At 41.7% G+C, this 16,036-nt stretch carries 17 protein-coding genes and 1 tRNA gene; 11 read left to right on the top strand and 7 right to left on the bottom strand.

Going from position 1 to position 16,036, the window contains the following annotated elements:
- Positions 1-7 precede the first annotated feature (7 nt).
- Both pyk and ACZ449_RS09735 read left to right on the top strand, forming a co-directional pair.
- Positions 8-1,762, top strand: coding sequence for a pyruvate kinase (gene pyk / locus ACZ449_RS09740; RefSeq protein ID WP_464260830.1), 1,755 nt, complete (start codon positions 8-10; stop codon positions 1,760-1,762).
- An 11-nt stretch (positions 1,763-1,773) separates the two neighbouring features.
- On the top strand, positions 1,774-3,144 hold the full coding sequence (locus tag ACZ449_RS09735) for a hypothetical protein (RefSeq protein ID WP_464260829.1): 1,371 nt from the start codon (positions 1,774-1,776) through the stop codon (positions 3,142-3,144).
- Positions 3,145-3,288: 144 nt separating this feature from the next.
- On the opposite strand, the gene ACZ449_RS09730 is transcribed toward ACZ449_RS09735, so the two are convergent.
- Entirely contained in the window at positions 3,289-4,428 is a 1,140-nt protein-coding gene (locus ACZ449_RS09730) for an acyltransferase (RefSeq protein ID WP_464260828.1), read from the bottom strand.
- A gap of 340 nt (positions 4,429-4,768) precedes the next feature.
- On the opposite strand from ACZ449_RS09730, the gene ACZ449_RS09725 reads away from it, so the two are divergent.
- Positions 4,769-5,107 (top strand): CC/Se motif family (seleno)protein, encoded by a 339-nt coding sequence (locus ACZ449_RS09725; RefSeq protein ID WP_464260827.1) that lies wholly within the window; start codon positions 4,769-4,771, stop codon positions 5,105-5,107.
- Between the two features lie 48 nt (positions 5,108-5,155).
- On the opposite strand, the gene ACZ449_RS09720 is transcribed toward ACZ449_RS09725, so the two are convergent.
- The 4 genes from ACZ449_RS09720 to ACZ449_RS09705 form a co-directional block, all read right to left on the bottom strand.
- Positions 5,156-5,416 carry a hypothetical protein gene (locus ACZ449_RS09720; protein WP_464260826.1) on the bottom strand — a complete coding sequence of 87 codons (261 nt, stop codon included), beginning with the start codon at positions 5,414-5,416 and terminating at the stop codon, positions 5,156-5,158.
- Positions 5,417-5,446: 30 nt separating this feature from the next.
- Complete coding sequence (locus tag ACZ449_RS09715) at positions 5,447-6,796, bottom strand: vWA domain-containing protein (RefSeq protein ID WP_464260825.1); 1,350 nt, start codon at positions 6,794-6,796, stop codon at positions 5,447-5,449.
- Positions 6,797-6,802: 6 nt separating this feature from the next.
- Positions 6,803-7,756 (bottom strand): AAA family ATPase, encoded by a 954-nt coding sequence (locus tag ACZ449_RS09710; RefSeq protein WP_464260824.1) that lies wholly within the window; start codon positions 7,754-7,756, stop codon positions 6,803-6,805.
- A 148-nt stretch (positions 7,757-7,904) separates the two neighbouring features.
- Positions 7,905-8,261, bottom strand: a complete 357-nt coding sequence (locus tag ACZ449_RS09705) for a hypothetical protein (RefSeq protein WP_464260823.1) — start codon at positions 8,259-8,261, stop codon at positions 7,905-7,907.
- Between the two features lie 224 nt (positions 8,262-8,485).
- Between ACZ449_RS09705 and ACZ449_RS09700 the strand changes: the two genes are divergently transcribed.
- The 4 genes from ACZ449_RS09700 (at position 8,486) to ACZ449_RS09685 (ending at position 11,187) form a co-directional block, all read left to right on the top strand.
- Positions 8,486-8,791, top strand: coding sequence for a hypothetical protein (locus ACZ449_RS09700; RefSeq protein ID WP_464260822.1), 306 nt, complete (start codon positions 8,486-8,488; stop codon positions 8,789-8,791).
- 11 nt (positions 8,792-8,802) lie between these two features.
- Positions 8,803-9,303, top strand: coding sequence for a hypothetical protein (locus tag ACZ449_RS09695; RefSeq protein ID WP_464260821.1), 501 nt, complete (start codon positions 8,803-8,805; stop codon positions 9,301-9,303).
- Between the two features lie 157 nt (positions 9,304-9,460).
- Positions 9,461-10,699, top strand: a complete 1,239-nt coding sequence (locus ACZ449_RS09690) for a sensor histidine kinase (protein WP_464260820.1) — start codon at positions 9,461-9,463, stop codon at positions 10,697-10,699.
- A gap of 26 nt (positions 10,700-10,725) precedes the next feature.
- Positions 10,726-11,187 carry a C-GCAxxG-C-C family (seleno)protein gene (locus ACZ449_RS09685; protein WP_464260819.1) on the top strand — a complete coding sequence of 154 codons (462 nt, stop codon included), beginning with the start codon at positions 10,726-10,728 and terminating at the stop codon, positions 11,185-11,187.
- Here ACZ449_RS09685 and ACZ449_RS09680 read toward each other — a convergent pair.
- Complete coding sequence (locus ACZ449_RS09680; RefSeq protein ID WP_464260818.1) at positions 11,179-11,910, bottom strand: M48 family metallopeptidase; 732 nt, start codon at positions 11,908-11,910, stop codon at positions 11,179-11,181. The two genes, ACZ449_RS09685 and ACZ449_RS09680, sit on opposite strands and share 9 nt — an antisense overlap.
- A 205-nt stretch (positions 11,911-12,115) precedes the next feature.
- Here ACZ449_RS09680 and ACZ449_RS09675 point away from each other — a divergent pair.
- Both ACZ449_RS09675 and ACZ449_RS09670 read left to right on the top strand, forming a co-directional pair.
- Positions 12,116-12,201: transfer RNA gene (locus tag ACZ449_RS09675), tRNA-Leu, on the top strand.
- Positions 12,202-12,364: 163 nt separating this feature from the next.
- Positions 12,365-12,955 (top strand): MerR family transcriptional regulator, encoded by a 591-nt coding sequence (locus tag ACZ449_RS09670; protein WP_464260817.1) that lies wholly within the window; start codon positions 12,365-12,367, stop codon positions 12,953-12,955.
- Between the two features lie 558 nt (positions 12,956-13,513).
- Here ACZ449_RS09670 and ACZ449_RS09665 read toward each other — a convergent pair.
- Entirely contained in the window at positions 13,514-14,188 is a 675-nt protein-coding gene (locus ACZ449_RS09665; RefSeq protein WP_464260816.1) for a TetR/AcrR family transcriptional regulator, read from the bottom strand.
- A 147-nt stretch (positions 14,189-14,335) separates the two neighbouring features.
- On the opposite strand from ACZ449_RS09665, the gene ACZ449_RS09660 reads away from it, so the two are divergent.
- A complete protein-coding gene (locus tag ACZ449_RS09660) occupies positions 14,336-14,563 on the top strand; it encodes a hypothetical protein (RefSeq protein ID WP_093796931.1) in 228 nt (75 codons plus the stop codon).
- A 135-nt stretch (positions 14,564-14,698) separates the two neighbouring features.
- Positions 14,699-15,277 (top strand): TetR/AcrR family transcriptional regulator, encoded by a 579-nt coding sequence (locus tag ACZ449_RS09655; protein WP_464260815.1) that lies wholly within the window; start codon positions 14,699-14,701, stop codon positions 15,275-15,277.
- The last annotated feature ends 759 nt before the right edge of the window (positions 15,278-16,036 follow it).

Here is a 16,036-nt window from a genome sequence, read left to right as displayed (position 1 = left end):
GATAGTTTTGTTGAAAAAAACCAAGATTGTTTGTACGGTAGGTCCGAGCACTGATAAACCAGGTGTTTTAGAGTCAATGATGGAAACAGGTATGAATGTTGCACGCTTTAATTTTTCTCACGGTTCACATGAAGATCATGCCAAGCGAATTGCCAGAGTAAGAGAAGCTGCTAACAACGTCAATAAACCAATTGCTTTGATGCTTGATACCAAGGGTCCAGAAATGCGGTTAGGTTTGTTTGCAGAAGGCAAAGTGTATTTAGATAAAGGGCAAAAGTTTGTGTTGACAGGCCGTGAGGTGGTCGGTACCAAAGAAAAGGCCTCTGTTAATCATAAGTATCTCCCACAGGAGGTTGCGGCAGGGCAGACCATCCTTATCTCTGATGGTCTGGTAAGTCTGCATATCGATGCCGTTGAAGGCGATGACATTATTACTACTGTCAATAACAGTGGCCCAATTAGTGATCGTAAGCGGGTTGCTGCACCAGGAGTTGCTGTTAATTTACCGCCTCTGTCTGGGCAGGATGTGGCAGATATTCAGTTTGGGATTGCAAATCAAATGGATTTTATTGCGGCTTCCTTCATCCAGCGGGCAGCCGATGTATTAGCTATTCGCAAGATATTGGAAGATGGCAATTATTCGATGGATATTATACCGAAGATTGAAAATGCTGAGGGTGTCAAAAATATTGATGAAATTATCAAAGTAGCAGATGGACTTATGGTGGCCCGAGGGGATCTCGGAGTGGAAATTCCGGCTGAGGAAGTGCCACTTGTCCAGAAAATGCTGATACAAAAATGTAATAAGGCAGGCAAGCCTGTTATTACCGCGACGCAAATGCTGGAGTCGATGATGTCCAATCCTCGTCCTACCAGGGCGGAAGCCAGCGATATTGCTAATGCCATTTTTGATGGCTCTGATGCGATTATGCTTAGCGGTGAAACAGCTTCAGGTCAATACCCGCTGGAAGCCGTGCAAACTATGGCTCGTATTGCTGTTCGTACGGAAACTTCCCTGCAGCTTAGCGAGATTTTAATCGGCAAAGGGATTCAACTGCAGCGGACTACGACAGATGCGATCAGCCATGCTACAGCGCAAATATCACATGAACTGGGCGCGGCGGCGATTTTGACTTCAACCCAGTCGGGCTATACGGCACGAATGGTATCCAAATATCGTCCGCAGTCTACGATTGTAGCTGTTACACCCAGCGCTAAAACAGTACGAAGAATGTTGCTGTTATGGGGCGTTTACCCCATTCTGGGACCTAGCTTCAATAATACAGATGAAATGGTGCAAAGCGCAGTATCAACTTCACTACAAGCTGGGGTTGTTAAAGATGGCGATTTAGTTGTCGTTACGGCTGGTGTGCCTGCCGGACTGTCAGGCACAACCAATATGATCAGGGTTCATATTGTTGGTAATATTCTGATGCGTGGTACCGGAATTGGTCAACGAGCAGTTACTGGTCAAATCGTTGTGGTTACCTCAATTAAAGACATTACAACTAAGTTTAAAGCAGGAGATATCTTAGTTGTAAATAGTGTTGATGAAGAAATTGCCCCTTATGCTGCCAAAGCGGCCGCTATCATTGCAGAAGAGGGTGGTTTGACGTCGCACGCTGCTATCGTTGGAGTAAGCTTTGGTATGCCGGTGCTTGTCGGTGTGGACGGTGCTACTGAGTGTTTGCAGGATGGTGCAATAGTTACTGTGGACGCTTCCCGCGGTATTGTATATCAGGGAGAAATTAATGCTAGATAGGGGAACCCTTTATGGCAGTATGGTTGATAGTGCTTACCGGGATACTATGCGCAGTCGCTTGGTGGTTGTACACTAGGCGGCTTGTTCGGCAATTTACGCATATTGAATCGCAATTGAGTAAACTTACGCAACAGCAGCAAATTGATAGAGTGACTGGCAAAGCCGTTATGCGCCAACTTTATAAAATTTTGCATACCAGTTTGACTGACGGTCAAGCAGCTGACACTTATCGGGCGCTGGACTTATTAAAGTTAGCATTAGGTCATGGTCTAGGCAGGGATGGAGAACCAGCACGACTGACTTCGGTTGTTTATTTAGCCCTGCGCACAAACAGGCTTGATGCGGCTGGTCATTGCATTGATGCATTTCGGCCATTACTAAAAAGCATGACAGAAATGGAGCTGCCGACTGCTATTGAACAGCTGGCCCTGATTGCAGTTATGAGCCTGAAACAACGCCAGAACTTTTTGGCAGCGAGGGCAGTGGAACTTATTTTTTTCGGCATTGGGATTTCTGATGATGCCGTTCGCACGGCTGTTAGCAGGGCTATACGGCTAGCAGGGTTAACTGCTTTACGCCGGCAAGACACCGGCCTTGTTCGTGAAATGCAGGCAAAGATAGTCAGTTGGCTGGCAGCTGAACCAATAGACAGTCCCATACACGAGCAAGTAGCCTGGGTATTAACCGCGTGGCTTCACCAGGTAGTTAAAGCCGGTAATATTCCTATGTTTGAGCTAGTAACGCAATATATTGACCAACTGGCTGAAAAGAAAATTTTGTCAGAGAAAGCATTGGCAAGTATTATTGTTGAATGTGCTCATTTATCAGGGATGGATAGTCTCAATCCCTGTAGTCAATTAAGTGGGCAGATAGCCATGTTCAGCCTAGAATTAGCAGTGGAGATTCGAAGTATTAGCATTTGGCGGCAATCACTTGACGGGGTAATGCAAGCAGCCAGGTTGACTGTAAACCAGCGGAGTTTGACGGAAAGTTTTACTGTTATTTATCCGCTTTTCGAGATAGGACGCCGATTGTTAGCGGCTGAACTCACTGCTGCTCCTAGACAGGATTTATTTCGTCAAAAGGCGCTCTATATACTGATACGTGAATGCCTGCAATTGGTAGAATTTGTGGCAAGACAAAATTTTACTACAACCATAGCAGATATTATTGAGCAGATATATCAGGAATGGATTAAGCGCCAAGCCTATGCAGGTCAACACAAATCCATAAAGCGGTTTTGCCAACTGTTATTTCTCTATTGCACACGGATTAAACGCCGTCAAAAGGGTATAATAGCTGAAGCAGGAGGCTTTAATGATAAGAGTGTCATTAGCGCAGTTAATCACGAGCATTTGAAACAACTCGGTTATTTATACTAAACTCAAAAGGGCTGTGAAAACGTAGTGCTACGTTTTTCACAGCCCTTTAAACAATAGGTGCAATAAAATATATACAACGTGTTAAAAGCTTTTGCATCACCTACCTGCGCCTGCAAACCTCTTTACCACGGAATATATAGTAAATTATATCTTCGCACGCAATCTCTTCTTATTGGGAAATGAACCAGTAAGTAATAACCCGAGCAAGGGGATGTGGCTGCCTAATTTAGTGATGCTCCAAGCTAAAGCAGTACTAAAAACAAGTGTTATTAAATAAAAAGCGACAGTAATCAGCGGCGTTAATGCTTGGGATAGGTGATTCAATTCAGTAATTAAATAGTACATTACCAGTGGATGGACAAGATAAATCAGATAAGAATATGTACCTAGCTGCTGTAACCCAGCGCTAAGCCATTTAGGTAATGGGTTAGTAAAGGCTTTAAACCAGAATAAAGTTGCACTAACAGTATAGAGCACACCTAGTGGGCTGAGCTGGTGAACGATATTAACTGCCTCTTCCAGTGTGTAGTGATTATGATAGACAAGGTAGTAATACTGGGACAGCATTCCGGCTAAGGTAAGGATAAAACCGGCAGTAATTCGTCTGGTGTTTTGTTCAAGGATTGTGAGAAACTGTGAATAGCGTTCAGCACAAATGCCACCAAGTAGGAAGATAAATAGATAATGTAAGACCCAATAGCTCATGCGATGCTGAATGGCTACGTTAAGATAGTGATTAGCATAGGTTGCGGTAAGTAGATAACTGGAATAATAATTAAAAGCAATTTGCCCTAATAACAGGCTGAGCAGTCCAACCATCGGGGCTTTAAGAAGCCAGCGAACAAGCTGGCGCCATAAGGGCATAAGCGCATAAAACCAAATTAAAATTACTAAAAAATATAACTGGTACGAAGCCAACCCAAAGAAAAAGTATTTATATATAAGTGGACTGTTCCAGAGGTCAGTGTTGCCGCTTATCCAGGTATAATGAAGCATATACAGGAGAGACCAAGCTAAATAGGGCAACAATACAGCTCTAATGCGTCTGTATATAAAGGTTGGGTAGCTGAAATCTTTTTGGAGCGGCTGGCTGATAAATAAGCCAAAAGCCGATACAAAGAAAAATATTGGTACACTAAATCGGGTAACTATTTCATAGAAAGCAAATAAATGCGGATTTACAGCCGGGTATGTCAGCGAAAAAGCACCTGTATGAATGCCCAGTACGCCGAGCATAGATATACCGCGGATATAATCCAAAGCAATGATGTGTTGGTTGGCCATAGTAGTTTCTTGCTCCTTTGCTGCATATAAATAATAAGAACCATCATTAATTATAGGATGATTCTAGTCTGGCTGCAATAATCTTTTAGATAAAAGGTTTGAACACAAATAAAGCTGGTCTTACTAAAAAAGAATAAAAAAATTTAAAGCAGCAGGAAATCGGTAAATATTGCATAATTTGTATAAATAATAGTCTAACTATAATAATAGTTTATAAGGGAGATTTTTGTATAGTAGACAAAGAGTGTCAGCGGAAATAAATTAGTCCGCATTAAAATGCAGAGGCGCAGGCGGTTGTGTTAGCTGCAAAGTTTTCGTTATGAATAAAAGGGGGAAAAACATGAACTTGACAGTTACAGAGAGAGCGCAGAAATATATTGCCCTAGAAGGCGGCGTAATCTCGGTTAGGGTTGCCAAACAGCTAATACCTAGCTGCACCGCGCTGAAGACAGCCGACCTCCCGACCGTACAACTAGGAAAACCCGAGGATTTTGAAAAAGCGGATTATGAAACAGTTACAATTGATGGTGTCGAAGTCTATGCCCATAGTTCGATTATCAATTATAATGACCAAATTCCCTTACATGTAGATACCGAAACCACGTTGTTTGGCAAACGGCTGGCCATGTATGGTATGCCGCTTCCTACCCAAAGCTGTGGTGACTGCTCGTCATGTTAATTAAAAAAGCTGCTGGAGGCCAAAGGCTTCCAGCAGCTTTTTTCTACTTTACTTTAAATTAGTTGCACAGCTTGAACAACCACCGTCTTTTTCTTGCATTGCCTCTTCCAGCCGTCCGTTGTTAAACAAAATCATTTCGGCTATGGCCATCGGCATAACCTCAGTTAAGAGCACTTCCATTGCGTTGTGCATGGCTTGCTTTTGATCTCTGTGACTTAGCGCGGTGGTGAGCTTTTCTTCAATTGGCTCACGATAGGTAGTTAGCCAGCGTTGGTAGTGGGCAAGCAATGAAGGTCCATCAAAGTACATAAGAACACATCCTTTGTTTTTATAAATTGATTAGGATTGACGAGTTAGATTGAGCGATAATATTTTGGTCAGGTGTGCCAGCGAATAGCATTCAAACATGGCACAATATTTGGCAAACAGCGGTAACGCACTGTTTTGAGGCCAGCGTTCTTTAGGTTGGGTATTGAGCCACAAAACACGTTTCACCTTTTTGCTGATTATAGATAATTGACTTGCCGTTTCTAGCGGTGCTAAGGTGTTAGCATCACTAATAATAAACAGTAGTGTCGAAGGAGTAAGTAATTGCTTATGCTTTTCCTCTAGGCTTGACAAGGCAACAAATAAATTGGTGCCTTGTCCCATTTGCGAAGAATTGGCTATCAATTTTTCGGTAACCTGAGCAAAGTCAGCACCATAGCGAAAATAGTCGGTTACCTTCTCCAGATCAGTGGCAAAGATAAAGCTTTCAATATTTTTTACAACACTAGATAAACCAAACAGCAGCGGGAGGGTAAACCGAACATATTTTGTCATCGAAGCTGATACATCGCAAACAACAACAATATTAGGTTTATGAATTTTTTTTGTTTTATACTTTAAGGAAATCATTATGCCGCCATAACGCATATTACGGCGGATGCTTTTGCGAATGTCAATAAGCTTGCGCCGACCGGTCATACGAAAGCGACGGGAGATACGGGTTGTTAATCGGCTGGCCAACCGTTTGATTAGAGCTGTAACTTGCGGGATTTCGTGTTCGGCAATATCCTGCATGTTTTTATAGAGAAGTGGGTTACCGCCGGTACCGCCAAGCCCTGCCGCTGAGTCTACGACATGGTCAAGCTCATCATGTCCTAGCAATTGACGGCGGGCAGCAGCTAGCTGAGCTAAATCTTCTGGCGATAACTGCCGTTGCCAGAAGGAAAGTGAACTCTTAAGCAGGTTTTCGACCACTGGCTGGAAGGATTCTTTGACATTATTCCCTGTCGATGTTTTTTCTAAGAAATCCTGCAGCCGCTGCTTTTCTTGTTCAGGCAATTGCTTATAGACATCTTTAAGGTCATCAGGGATTTCCAGAGGACGTCCCTGGAAAACAAGTTCTTCTTCGGCCTGTTTGGTTTGTTCCAGGTCAAGCTGCTGTTTGGAATCCCAGGCAGTTTGCTGCTCTTGTTTGGCTTCAGGCGGCACAAAGAACAGGTTGAAAGCCTGATTAAAGGCGGTTTGGTCTTCTGCATGTTTTACTAGAGTGCTTTTTAAGGCTGCTCGGAATTCATCTTGATCAAAATTATCAATGATTGTTAGGCTATCGACAGCATCAATGGTTTCAGCAGTGCTGATTCGGACTCCTAGCTGGCGCAAGATTTGAATAAACCCGACAATGTTATCAGCAAGCGAATTCAAGATAAATCAGCCCTCACAGCTTGCCGTGCTATGGCAAAGACAAGCTTGGTTTTTAGTGGCGGTTGCTTGCTTGACTGCCGCGCAGAGTCCGTCTACGCCCAAATCTTTTTGAAATGCCAGCATATCATCGCGGTTTTTTAATAGCAAGCCCATCGTTTGTTTTACTAATGTAGAGTCCAGATAATCAGCATGCATAGCAATAAGTGATCTTGTCCAATCCAGCGTTTCGGCAATAGAGGGCTGCTTATTGAGTGTCAGACTATGCCTTAGGTGATTGACAGCAGTTGCAATTTGCAAGGCCAGCTTTTCTGTCGCTTCAGGGATTTTAGTGCGAATAATATTGATTTCTTTGTCAATTGAGGGATAATCAATATAAAGATAAACACAACGACGGCGTAAGCCTTCGGAAAGCTCACGATCATGATTACTTGTCAATATTACGATAGGAATATGTTTAGCTTTGACGGTACCGAGCTCAGGAATGGATATTTGAAAGTCTGATAGAATTTCAAAAAGAAAGGCTTCAAACTCTTCGTCGGTTTTATCAATTTCATCAATGAGCAATACTGCGCGTTTTTCAGCCCGAATGGCTTTAAGCAGGGGACGTTCCAATAGGTATTCTGGAGAAAAAACATCATGTTCAGAAATATCTTGGGAAACGGTATCGCGGCTCATTTGAATTTTAATTAATTGGCGCTGATAATTCCATTCATATAAGGCTTTGTTTTCATCCAAGCCTTCATAGCATTGCAGCCGGATGAGCTCAGTGTTAAATGCGTTACTTAGGACTTTGGCTATTTCAGTTTTACCAACACCAGGCGCTCCTTCAATTAATAGTGGTTTTTCCAGTTTTAGGGCTAGATAAATAGTGGTTAATAGTTCTTTATCGCTGATATACCCTTGCGCTTCAAAAGCAATTTTTAATTCTGCAGTGGTAAGCGTTTTCAATTGATCGTCCATAAGGTATTCTCCTATCTTATTAAAAGCTATTGCTTTAATTTTACAGCATGTTGATAATAATTGACAAGAGAAAACAGTTCTTTTTTAAAAAACAAAAGTTACTCAGTGGGAGTAACTTTTGTTTACGTCTGATAATAAAATATAGAAGTTATAAGGGTATGCCAATAAAAGAGCCACTTCTGAACGGCGTATTTTCAACTAACTGGCTTGGTAAGATATCAAAATGCTTAAAAAACTTCTTTGCACCGATGTAGGCGCCTTTGGATGCATAACGTACGGGAAAGGTATTAGGCTTTAAGTCTTCTGTTGGCAAGATGCCGAGTGCCCGATTTTCCGCATCATAGCCCAGCATGCAAAAGTTGTTGTTTTCTAAGAGCTGGGTGGCATTTTTGTTAAAAACAATGCGGCCATTAGGACGCACTTCCACGGCAGGGTGGTCATTTTTAGGCAAGCGGGTGCGATGCGGTTCAAACAAAGTAAAAGAACAATCTTTTTCTTCACTCATGATGCTCACTCCTTAGAAAGTTAGTATTTAATAAAAAGTATGCTCAAATTAACAAAACTATAAACATTATTTTGAAAAAAAATATACTGTTTTTAATAAATTTTATTGTTAATCAGAGGAAAGCAGGAATTTTATAAACTTGGGCATAATTTATGTTAGTGAGGCTTTAGTTAATGGTAGTCAGGTACTATTACCGAAAGTCGAGAAAGCAGAGGAGGATTATAATGAATCAAACATGGTTTAAGATACTAGCAGTTATGATTGCTGGCAGTATGTTTAAGTATGTTGTTTTCAGTACGTTAGCCTGGGTGGTTATTGATTTGGCCGTGCTAGGAGTGTCTTATTTGTTCTTACGGCGCGATCCTTTTACAGATATGAAATATTCTATGCTATTTCTTGGCGGGTTAACGGTCGTCAATGTATTGGTTGACTTAGGGATAATTGGTGGTATGATAGGCAATCTTGTTCTGTTGGCACTATTAGCCTATATGATGTTTGGACGTGGCTACAATCACCGTCGGCGTAGATAATAGAAAAAGTCATGTCAAATAATCGGATGATTACAAGAGCGGCACTATTGTTGGCGCTTACCTTGCTTTTTCAGTCACTACGACTACTCATTCCTTTACCACCATTTTTATCTACCTTTATTATTGGAAGCTTGGTAAACGCTTCTTTGCTTATTACTGCGGAAAAGGCAGGATTATGGCCAGCACTTATTATTGCCGCAGTTGCACCCGTGGTAGCCTATTTTCAATTATTGCTGCCATTACCGGTGTTTATTATTCCTGTTGCCTTAGGCAATGCCGCTTATATTTGTTTGTTTTTGGTTGCGAGTAAGTGGGGGCATACTTCGGGTACTGTTTTAGCAACGCTGGGTAAAACGGGATTTTTGTATGTAGGCTTTAGCTGGCTGCTGAGCTTTATTGCCATTCCTCCCAAATTGGCTGCAGGGATAATGCTTGCTATGAGTTGGCCGCAATTAATCACTGGTGTTCTGGGCGGTTTGTTGGCCTCACTGATAGTTAAACGCATTCGCTAAGCACTCCATCGTCGGAGTGCTCTTTTTTCTTAAAAAGATTGTTTTGTTTTAAGCAGGATTTTTATGCTAAGATGGCAAAACATTTATAACTGAAGGACAATATTTTATATATTGCTATTTTTCCAAATTCAAGGCCTGTTGCAAGGGAGGATTTCGTATGCCTGTTTATCATGGCTTAACCTTGGCCGACATTGTTAATGTTAAAGTCTTGCAGGAAATTCAGGACAAATTTTCTGACGCTACTGGTCTGGCGGCTGTAATTGTGGATAGTGCCGGGCAGCCAGTTACGACCCCAAGCAATTTTACCAGGCTTTGTGATTTAATTCGCTCAACGCCGCAGGGACTGTCCCGGTGTATGGGCTCTGATGATTGCGGGGGGAGAATGGCAGCTAGTCAGTTATGCCCATCGGTGTATCGATGTCATGCTGGGCTTATCGATTTAGGGGCACCTATTAGTATCAATCAGCAACACTTAGGGGGGTTCTTGGCAGGCCAAGTGATATTGCCTGAAGATGGTGGAAATATCGCGAATGAAGTGTTAAACGGAGTAGCTGATTTAAACCTTGATCAAGTAGCGATACTGGACATGTTGGCAGAGATCCGGGTGGTTCCCGAAGAAAGGGCTAAAGCAGCAGCTGATTTGCTCTATATCATGACAAATTACATTGTGGAAATTGCGATGGCTAATATTGCACAAAAGCAGCTAATGGATGAATTGAAGGCAAAGGCTGATCTGGAAAAGGTGTTGCGGGAAACGGAATTAAAGGCCTTACAGTCGCAAGTCAATCCGCATTTTTTGTTTAATACCTTAAATACCATTGCCCGCCTTGCCTTATTGGAGGAAGCGCCTCGTACGCAAGAAGTGGTCTATGCCTTGTCAGATTTATTACGTAACAACCTGCGCAATATTGACGAAATGGTAACTGTTGACGAAGAAGTTCAATATATAAAAAACTACTTGCTTATTCAAAAAATGCGCTTCGGTGATCGAATTCAAGCCACAATTAAGATTCCAGAGCTGTTGCTGGAACAGAAAATCCCAGTTATGACCTTACAGCCTTTAGTAGAAAATGCTATCATTCATGGCCTAGAACCTAAACGGGGCGGTGGCAATATTCATATTTCAGGCGGTATCCATGGAAATCAATATGAACTAAGCATAACCGATACAGGCGTTGGTGTTACCAATAGCCAAATTGAGCGGATTTTCCGTAATGAAAAGCGGGTTGTAGGTAAGGGGCAAACTACCGGTTTGGGAATTATTAATGTTCACAAACGTATTCAACACTATTTTGGATCACAATGTGGACTTGCTATTAGTGGGGAACAAGACCGGGGAACGACCGTGAAAATTGCCCTACCTTATGAATTTATCACCCAAGAAACTAGAATCTAAAAAACAGTAACTATATGGAGGATTATATGAGCGAACACAATCAAGTACAGGGTACTGCTAATGATTTGGCAGCACAACATTTTAAAGCAGGCTATAATTGTGCCGAATCGGTTGTTAGAGCTTTTCGGGACTTCTATAACTTAGATATTTCTGATGAAGCACTAAAAATGGCATCAGGCTTTGGTGGCGGTCTAGGGCATGCTGGTTGCATGTGTGGAGCACTTTCAGGAGCCACGATGGTACTAGGAATGCTGCAAGGACGGGCTAATAAAGAACAGAGCCGCGGACCTATTTATGGTAGTGCTCAGGAGTTTCATGACATTTTTACTAAGCAATTTGGCGCTACCTGTTGCCGGGTACTTAACCCTCATGAATTTGGCAGTCAAGAACAGCGGCGTACTTGTTTTAAACTAACTAGTACTACTGCTGAGATATTGCTAAAATATCTTCAGGACAAACAATTGGTACCAGCAAATAGACTAAAATAGCCGAGACAGTAGCTTGCCATTATCTGTTAACCATTTACGGCACTCGCGGTAGTTAGGAGAAAACCGGCTGACTTGTCCCCAAAATTTGGCAGAGTGATTAGGAACAAGCATATGGCATAGTTCATGAATTACCAGGTAATCAGCGACCCAGAGGGGAGCCATAATAATCCGCCAGTTATAATTGATATTGCCAAGGCTTGAGCAACTACCCCAACGGGTTTTTTGGTCTCTAATGGTTATCTTGGCAGGACGGACACCAATAACCGTGGCCCAATGATTAGTTTTATCAAGAAATAGGGTACCAGCCTGGTCAACAAGCCAGGCTTTTACTATTTTTTCTATGATAATTGCACTCTGTTGGTAGTCAGCGTATTTTGGCGGAATTTTTACCTGTAGTTCATCAGAGGTCAAGATTACTTCGACGTTGTTACTTCCAGGTAAAATTGTCAGAGTATGGGGCGCTCCTTTATATAGCAGCTGCGACCCGGATACCAACCGTTGATTAACGGGATTTTCCGCCAGTGAAGATAATTGCTCCAAGCGTTTTCTAAGCCATTTGTTTTTGGCGGTAAAAATATGCTCAAGCTCAGCCGGAGTCAGTTTCCCTGGGGTAACAACCTCCACGACAGCAGTGGGGAGTAGCTGCAGCTGAATAGTCTTTCGACGCTTATCCAGGCGGAGGGTATAAGTAATGTTTTGTCCATTAACTGTAATTATCGGCATAAGTTCAATCCTTTCTGGTTAGTGCGGGCGTAGTAGTCAGTTACATTTCTTCTGAGTTATCATGTTTCAGCCAAGATATATATTTTGTCAGCAAGCTGTATTCTCCTTTTTTCATAAATAAAAAAACTATGTAAAATCTACTTGACAATAATAAACCTAAATGGTATCATAACAAATGTCCGATGCAGGATGTAATAAAATAAATGCGGGTGTGGCGGAATGGCAGACGCGGCAGACTCAAAATCTGCTCTGGGTAACTAGGTGGGGGTTCAAGTCCCTTCACCCGCACCATTTACAATTAAGTTCTAAGTTTACTTAGAACTTAATTGTTTTTTAGTTTGTCAAACGGGAATGAAATTTTGTAAATATTTTACAAAATTTCATAAAAATAGCAGGAATATCACCTTGTGTTAGCGAATACAATCGCAACAATAAAATCGTAGAGGTGATTTATATGACAGAATTACTAAGTATTAAAGAGATATCGCAAGAATTGGGTATTCCTCAAAGCACTTTGCGGTATTATCGTGATTTATTTATGGATTATTTGCCAGCAGTCGGTGAAGGGAAAAAGAAACGGTTTTACCCTGAAGCGGTTGAGGTGTTTCAAGCTATCGCCCAAGGGATGCATAAAAACAAGAGTAATGAAGATATTACCAGTGACCTCGATCAGCGGTTTACCCGTTTTATTGATGTTAATGAAGGCGATGACCAAGCGCAGGATAGCAGCGCAACATATTCGCAAAAGGCTGAAATCAGTCAAGTACAAGCATTATCGCCACTAACCCAGCTTGACGGTTCGGCGATAATGGCTGTTGTTGCTTCGCAAAACCAAGCCTTACAGCAAATTGCAGCAACTATTAGTATTGTCAATGAGCAGCAGGGAGAACTGCATAATTTGAAGCAAGAGGTAACCAAATTAGAGGAACGACTGGAAACAGAATTGACTGATCATTTCCAGTTGGTAGATACTCAGTTGCGCCAGGTTATAGAGCAACGAGAAACTAAAAAAAATAAGTCATTTTGGCAGCGGTTATTTGCTTGAATTAAAACGTGCAATTAGTGATAAAAAGGCAAATTTCGCACGCTAAGAAAGTTTCAGATGAAATAGAGTCGTTTTCCCATACGCTAAGGGAAAACGACTCTATTATTGCTTCGCTAATCTACTGGAACTTTTTGTAATGTAGCGGTATTTTTGACTTTCCAAATGGTATTTATGGATTTAAAAAGTTAAATTTTATACATAAGCAAAGTGATGGACGGTAGAATACCATAGAGTACAAAATAGCTGATAAGGATAAAATTATTCAGGGTATGTTCATGAAAAAAGCTTAGGATTAAAAACAACAGTTCGCTGTTGCACTTGGGCAGATTATATTCTTTTCATGTACTTTTTTCTTGCCAATTTCGCATAAAGCCCTACTCATCACGTGCAAGGCGGGTACCCCCAACAAGTATTCGCTTCGTTTAAAACGTTTATTAGAACATAAAAACTGTGCAATTATATCACGGGTCTACTTTTTTCCACCGGAACACATTAGTACACTCAAAACCAGTCAAAAGTCCTTCTTTTAACACTAAGTCAACTACAAATTATATTTTTCTATTCACCGTCTGGAGTTTTTTGACTTTTCCGGGATGCCGCTATGACCCCGTCAATCAGCAACTCTATTGATTTATCCTGCATTGCTCCTTTTATAGGAATTAAATGCGGCGGAATAACAGCCTGATTGACAATTAGGCTAGCGATCCCCTGTGTGTGTGCCCAAATGCTGAAAGCAAGCAAATCAGGCTCGCAATTTGTTATCCCCTGATCTTTCATAACCGATGTAACAAGCTGAACCACCGTATTCCAGCACTCTATACCTGCCTCGTAGAGTTCCGGATATTCCCTGTAATCGGGTGCTGAAGGGCCAAAAATCAGGCGAAACAGTTCAACTTCCCGTTGAGCAAAACCCACATAGGTTCTCACTAACCGAATCAGTTGTTCTTTGGAGTTCTGGTGAATTTTGACTACGTCAAGCAATTCTTTTGACAAGATACGGAATCCTTCTGCCGCAACCGAGGCAACGAGGGCGGTCTTATCTTTAAAATGATGGGCAGGCGCGGCATGAGATACGCCTGCTGCCTTGGCTACTTTTCTCAGGGTCAAACCGACAACTCCGTCAACAGCAAGAATTTGCAAAGCGGTTTGAATGAGTGCCTCCCGCAAATTCCCATGATGATAATGTGACTGGTCTCTTGGTGTCACCCTAATTCCTGGATGCTTACTGTCCATTGTATCTCCTTTCAATATTTCAGGCAACGACCATCTTGACACTGTCAAGATGGTCGTTGTATTATATAGGCATATATTGTATTGTATCACGCTTAGTTAAAACTAGGAAAAAAGCTACAAAAAAATCACTATGTGGGAGGTGGAAAAATGCTTACTACTATTATTCAAGGAATCCCAGTCGCGACAGATCCATCGCTGCTACCGGAACAAATTAATCTAATTATAGCAGAGCTGAAGCAGGACTGGGCTTGGGAAGGCCGGCAGGTCGGAAGAGTAGAGGTCGTTTGTTCTGGACAAATGATTCATATTGTGTCATACGAAAAACCGGTTTTTCAGTGCATACCTTTAGACTTTTACGAAACAAAAGGAGCATGATTGACGTTTCAGCTTTAGGTTAGCCAAGGTCGCCTCTCTTTGTTAGGCATAACCGTCTTTATGATGCGAATACAAAATAATACTTTTCCTATCGTTCTCGATATATTACAATTACTATTAGCGGGAGGGAAAGTAATGGGACGAAGCAAAGAATTTGAGGAAAGTATAGTTCTCCAGAAAGCTATGGAATTATTTTGGAAACAAGGCTATGTAAATACATCTTTGAGCGACCTAGTAGAGCATATGGGAATCCATCGTAGGAGTTTATATGATACCTTCGGTGATAAGCATACATTGTTTCTAAAAGCAATAGATTGTTTCGGCGAATTTATAAAAGCCAGACTAAAATCTAAAATTTCACGCGCAGAAACGGCAAAACAAGCTATACAGTGCATCTTTGATTTTATGATTGAAGAAAGCGGGGATAGAGCATTGGGTTGCCTATTTGTAAACTCAGCAACTGAGATGGCACCCAGAGATAAAGAGGTAGAAGAAAAGGCGAAAGAAGCATTTATGCAATTAGAGCATCTTCTTGCGGATCTTATTCGCAAAGGACAGCAAAAAGGCGAATTCCCCTGTGAATATGATGCTGAAGTTTTAGCAGAAAACTTGCATAATACTTTGATTGGGATTCGGGTACTTGCAAGAACCTCAGCTAGTAAAGAAAAATTACGTCGTATAGCGGAGTTTTCCTTAGCAATTTTGAACGAATGAATTTTTTTATTCAAATTAGAATGAACGTTCTCAAAAGCATGCTTACACTCTTTGAAAATCTTGTTGCACAATAAGCAAGCCACATTCTAGTAACGGGAGGACATCTAGGATTGGATTCGAGCTTGCTACTCAGCTCCCTCAGCTTGGGAACATGATAATTATTACTGGGCGGGATCAATCCAAACTGGCCGCAGCCAAAAAGAAACTGCCGAATGCTCACACGTTTTAAAGATGGTATAAGCGACTGCCTCACTCATAACTATCGTGAGCTGATAGGCGGATTCTCAGACTGGGTTGAAAATATCGTCGACAGTAAGAACTCTATCGAATACCGGTCCAGAATAAGCGATACTGAAACCGTTTCACTGTGGCAGAGCTTGGCGTACGGACCATGCTACAAATTAGTGTAGTGTATAGCAGTCTGCCCGGCGGGCGACGAAGTGATCCCGCAGTATCTTTGCGCTTACGCCGGAGAACATTCTGGAAATAGGGGAAGTATTTTACCGGGAGAAGATTCATCCGAAGCATTTATTTATATCCAGATAAACTTGGAAATGGAAAGTTAATGCATTGAATTTTATGCACATTACTATCAGGAGAAGTATAAGCCTTATATTTTGGCTGCTTGTGAGAGTGAAAATGAGAAGATCCGTGCGCTGGGTGCAATTGATTGCGCCAATTACTAATAATCCGGTTGATGATGTGATTTACTCAATTGCGCACATATATATGGAATTTTGATTTGGGAGAGGATAAGGA

The sequence above is a fragment of the Desulfosporomusa polytropa genome, assembly GCF_055380075.1.
Note: the sequence above shows the minus strand (reverse complement) of the source record. Positions and strands in the feature narration are given on the sequence as shown.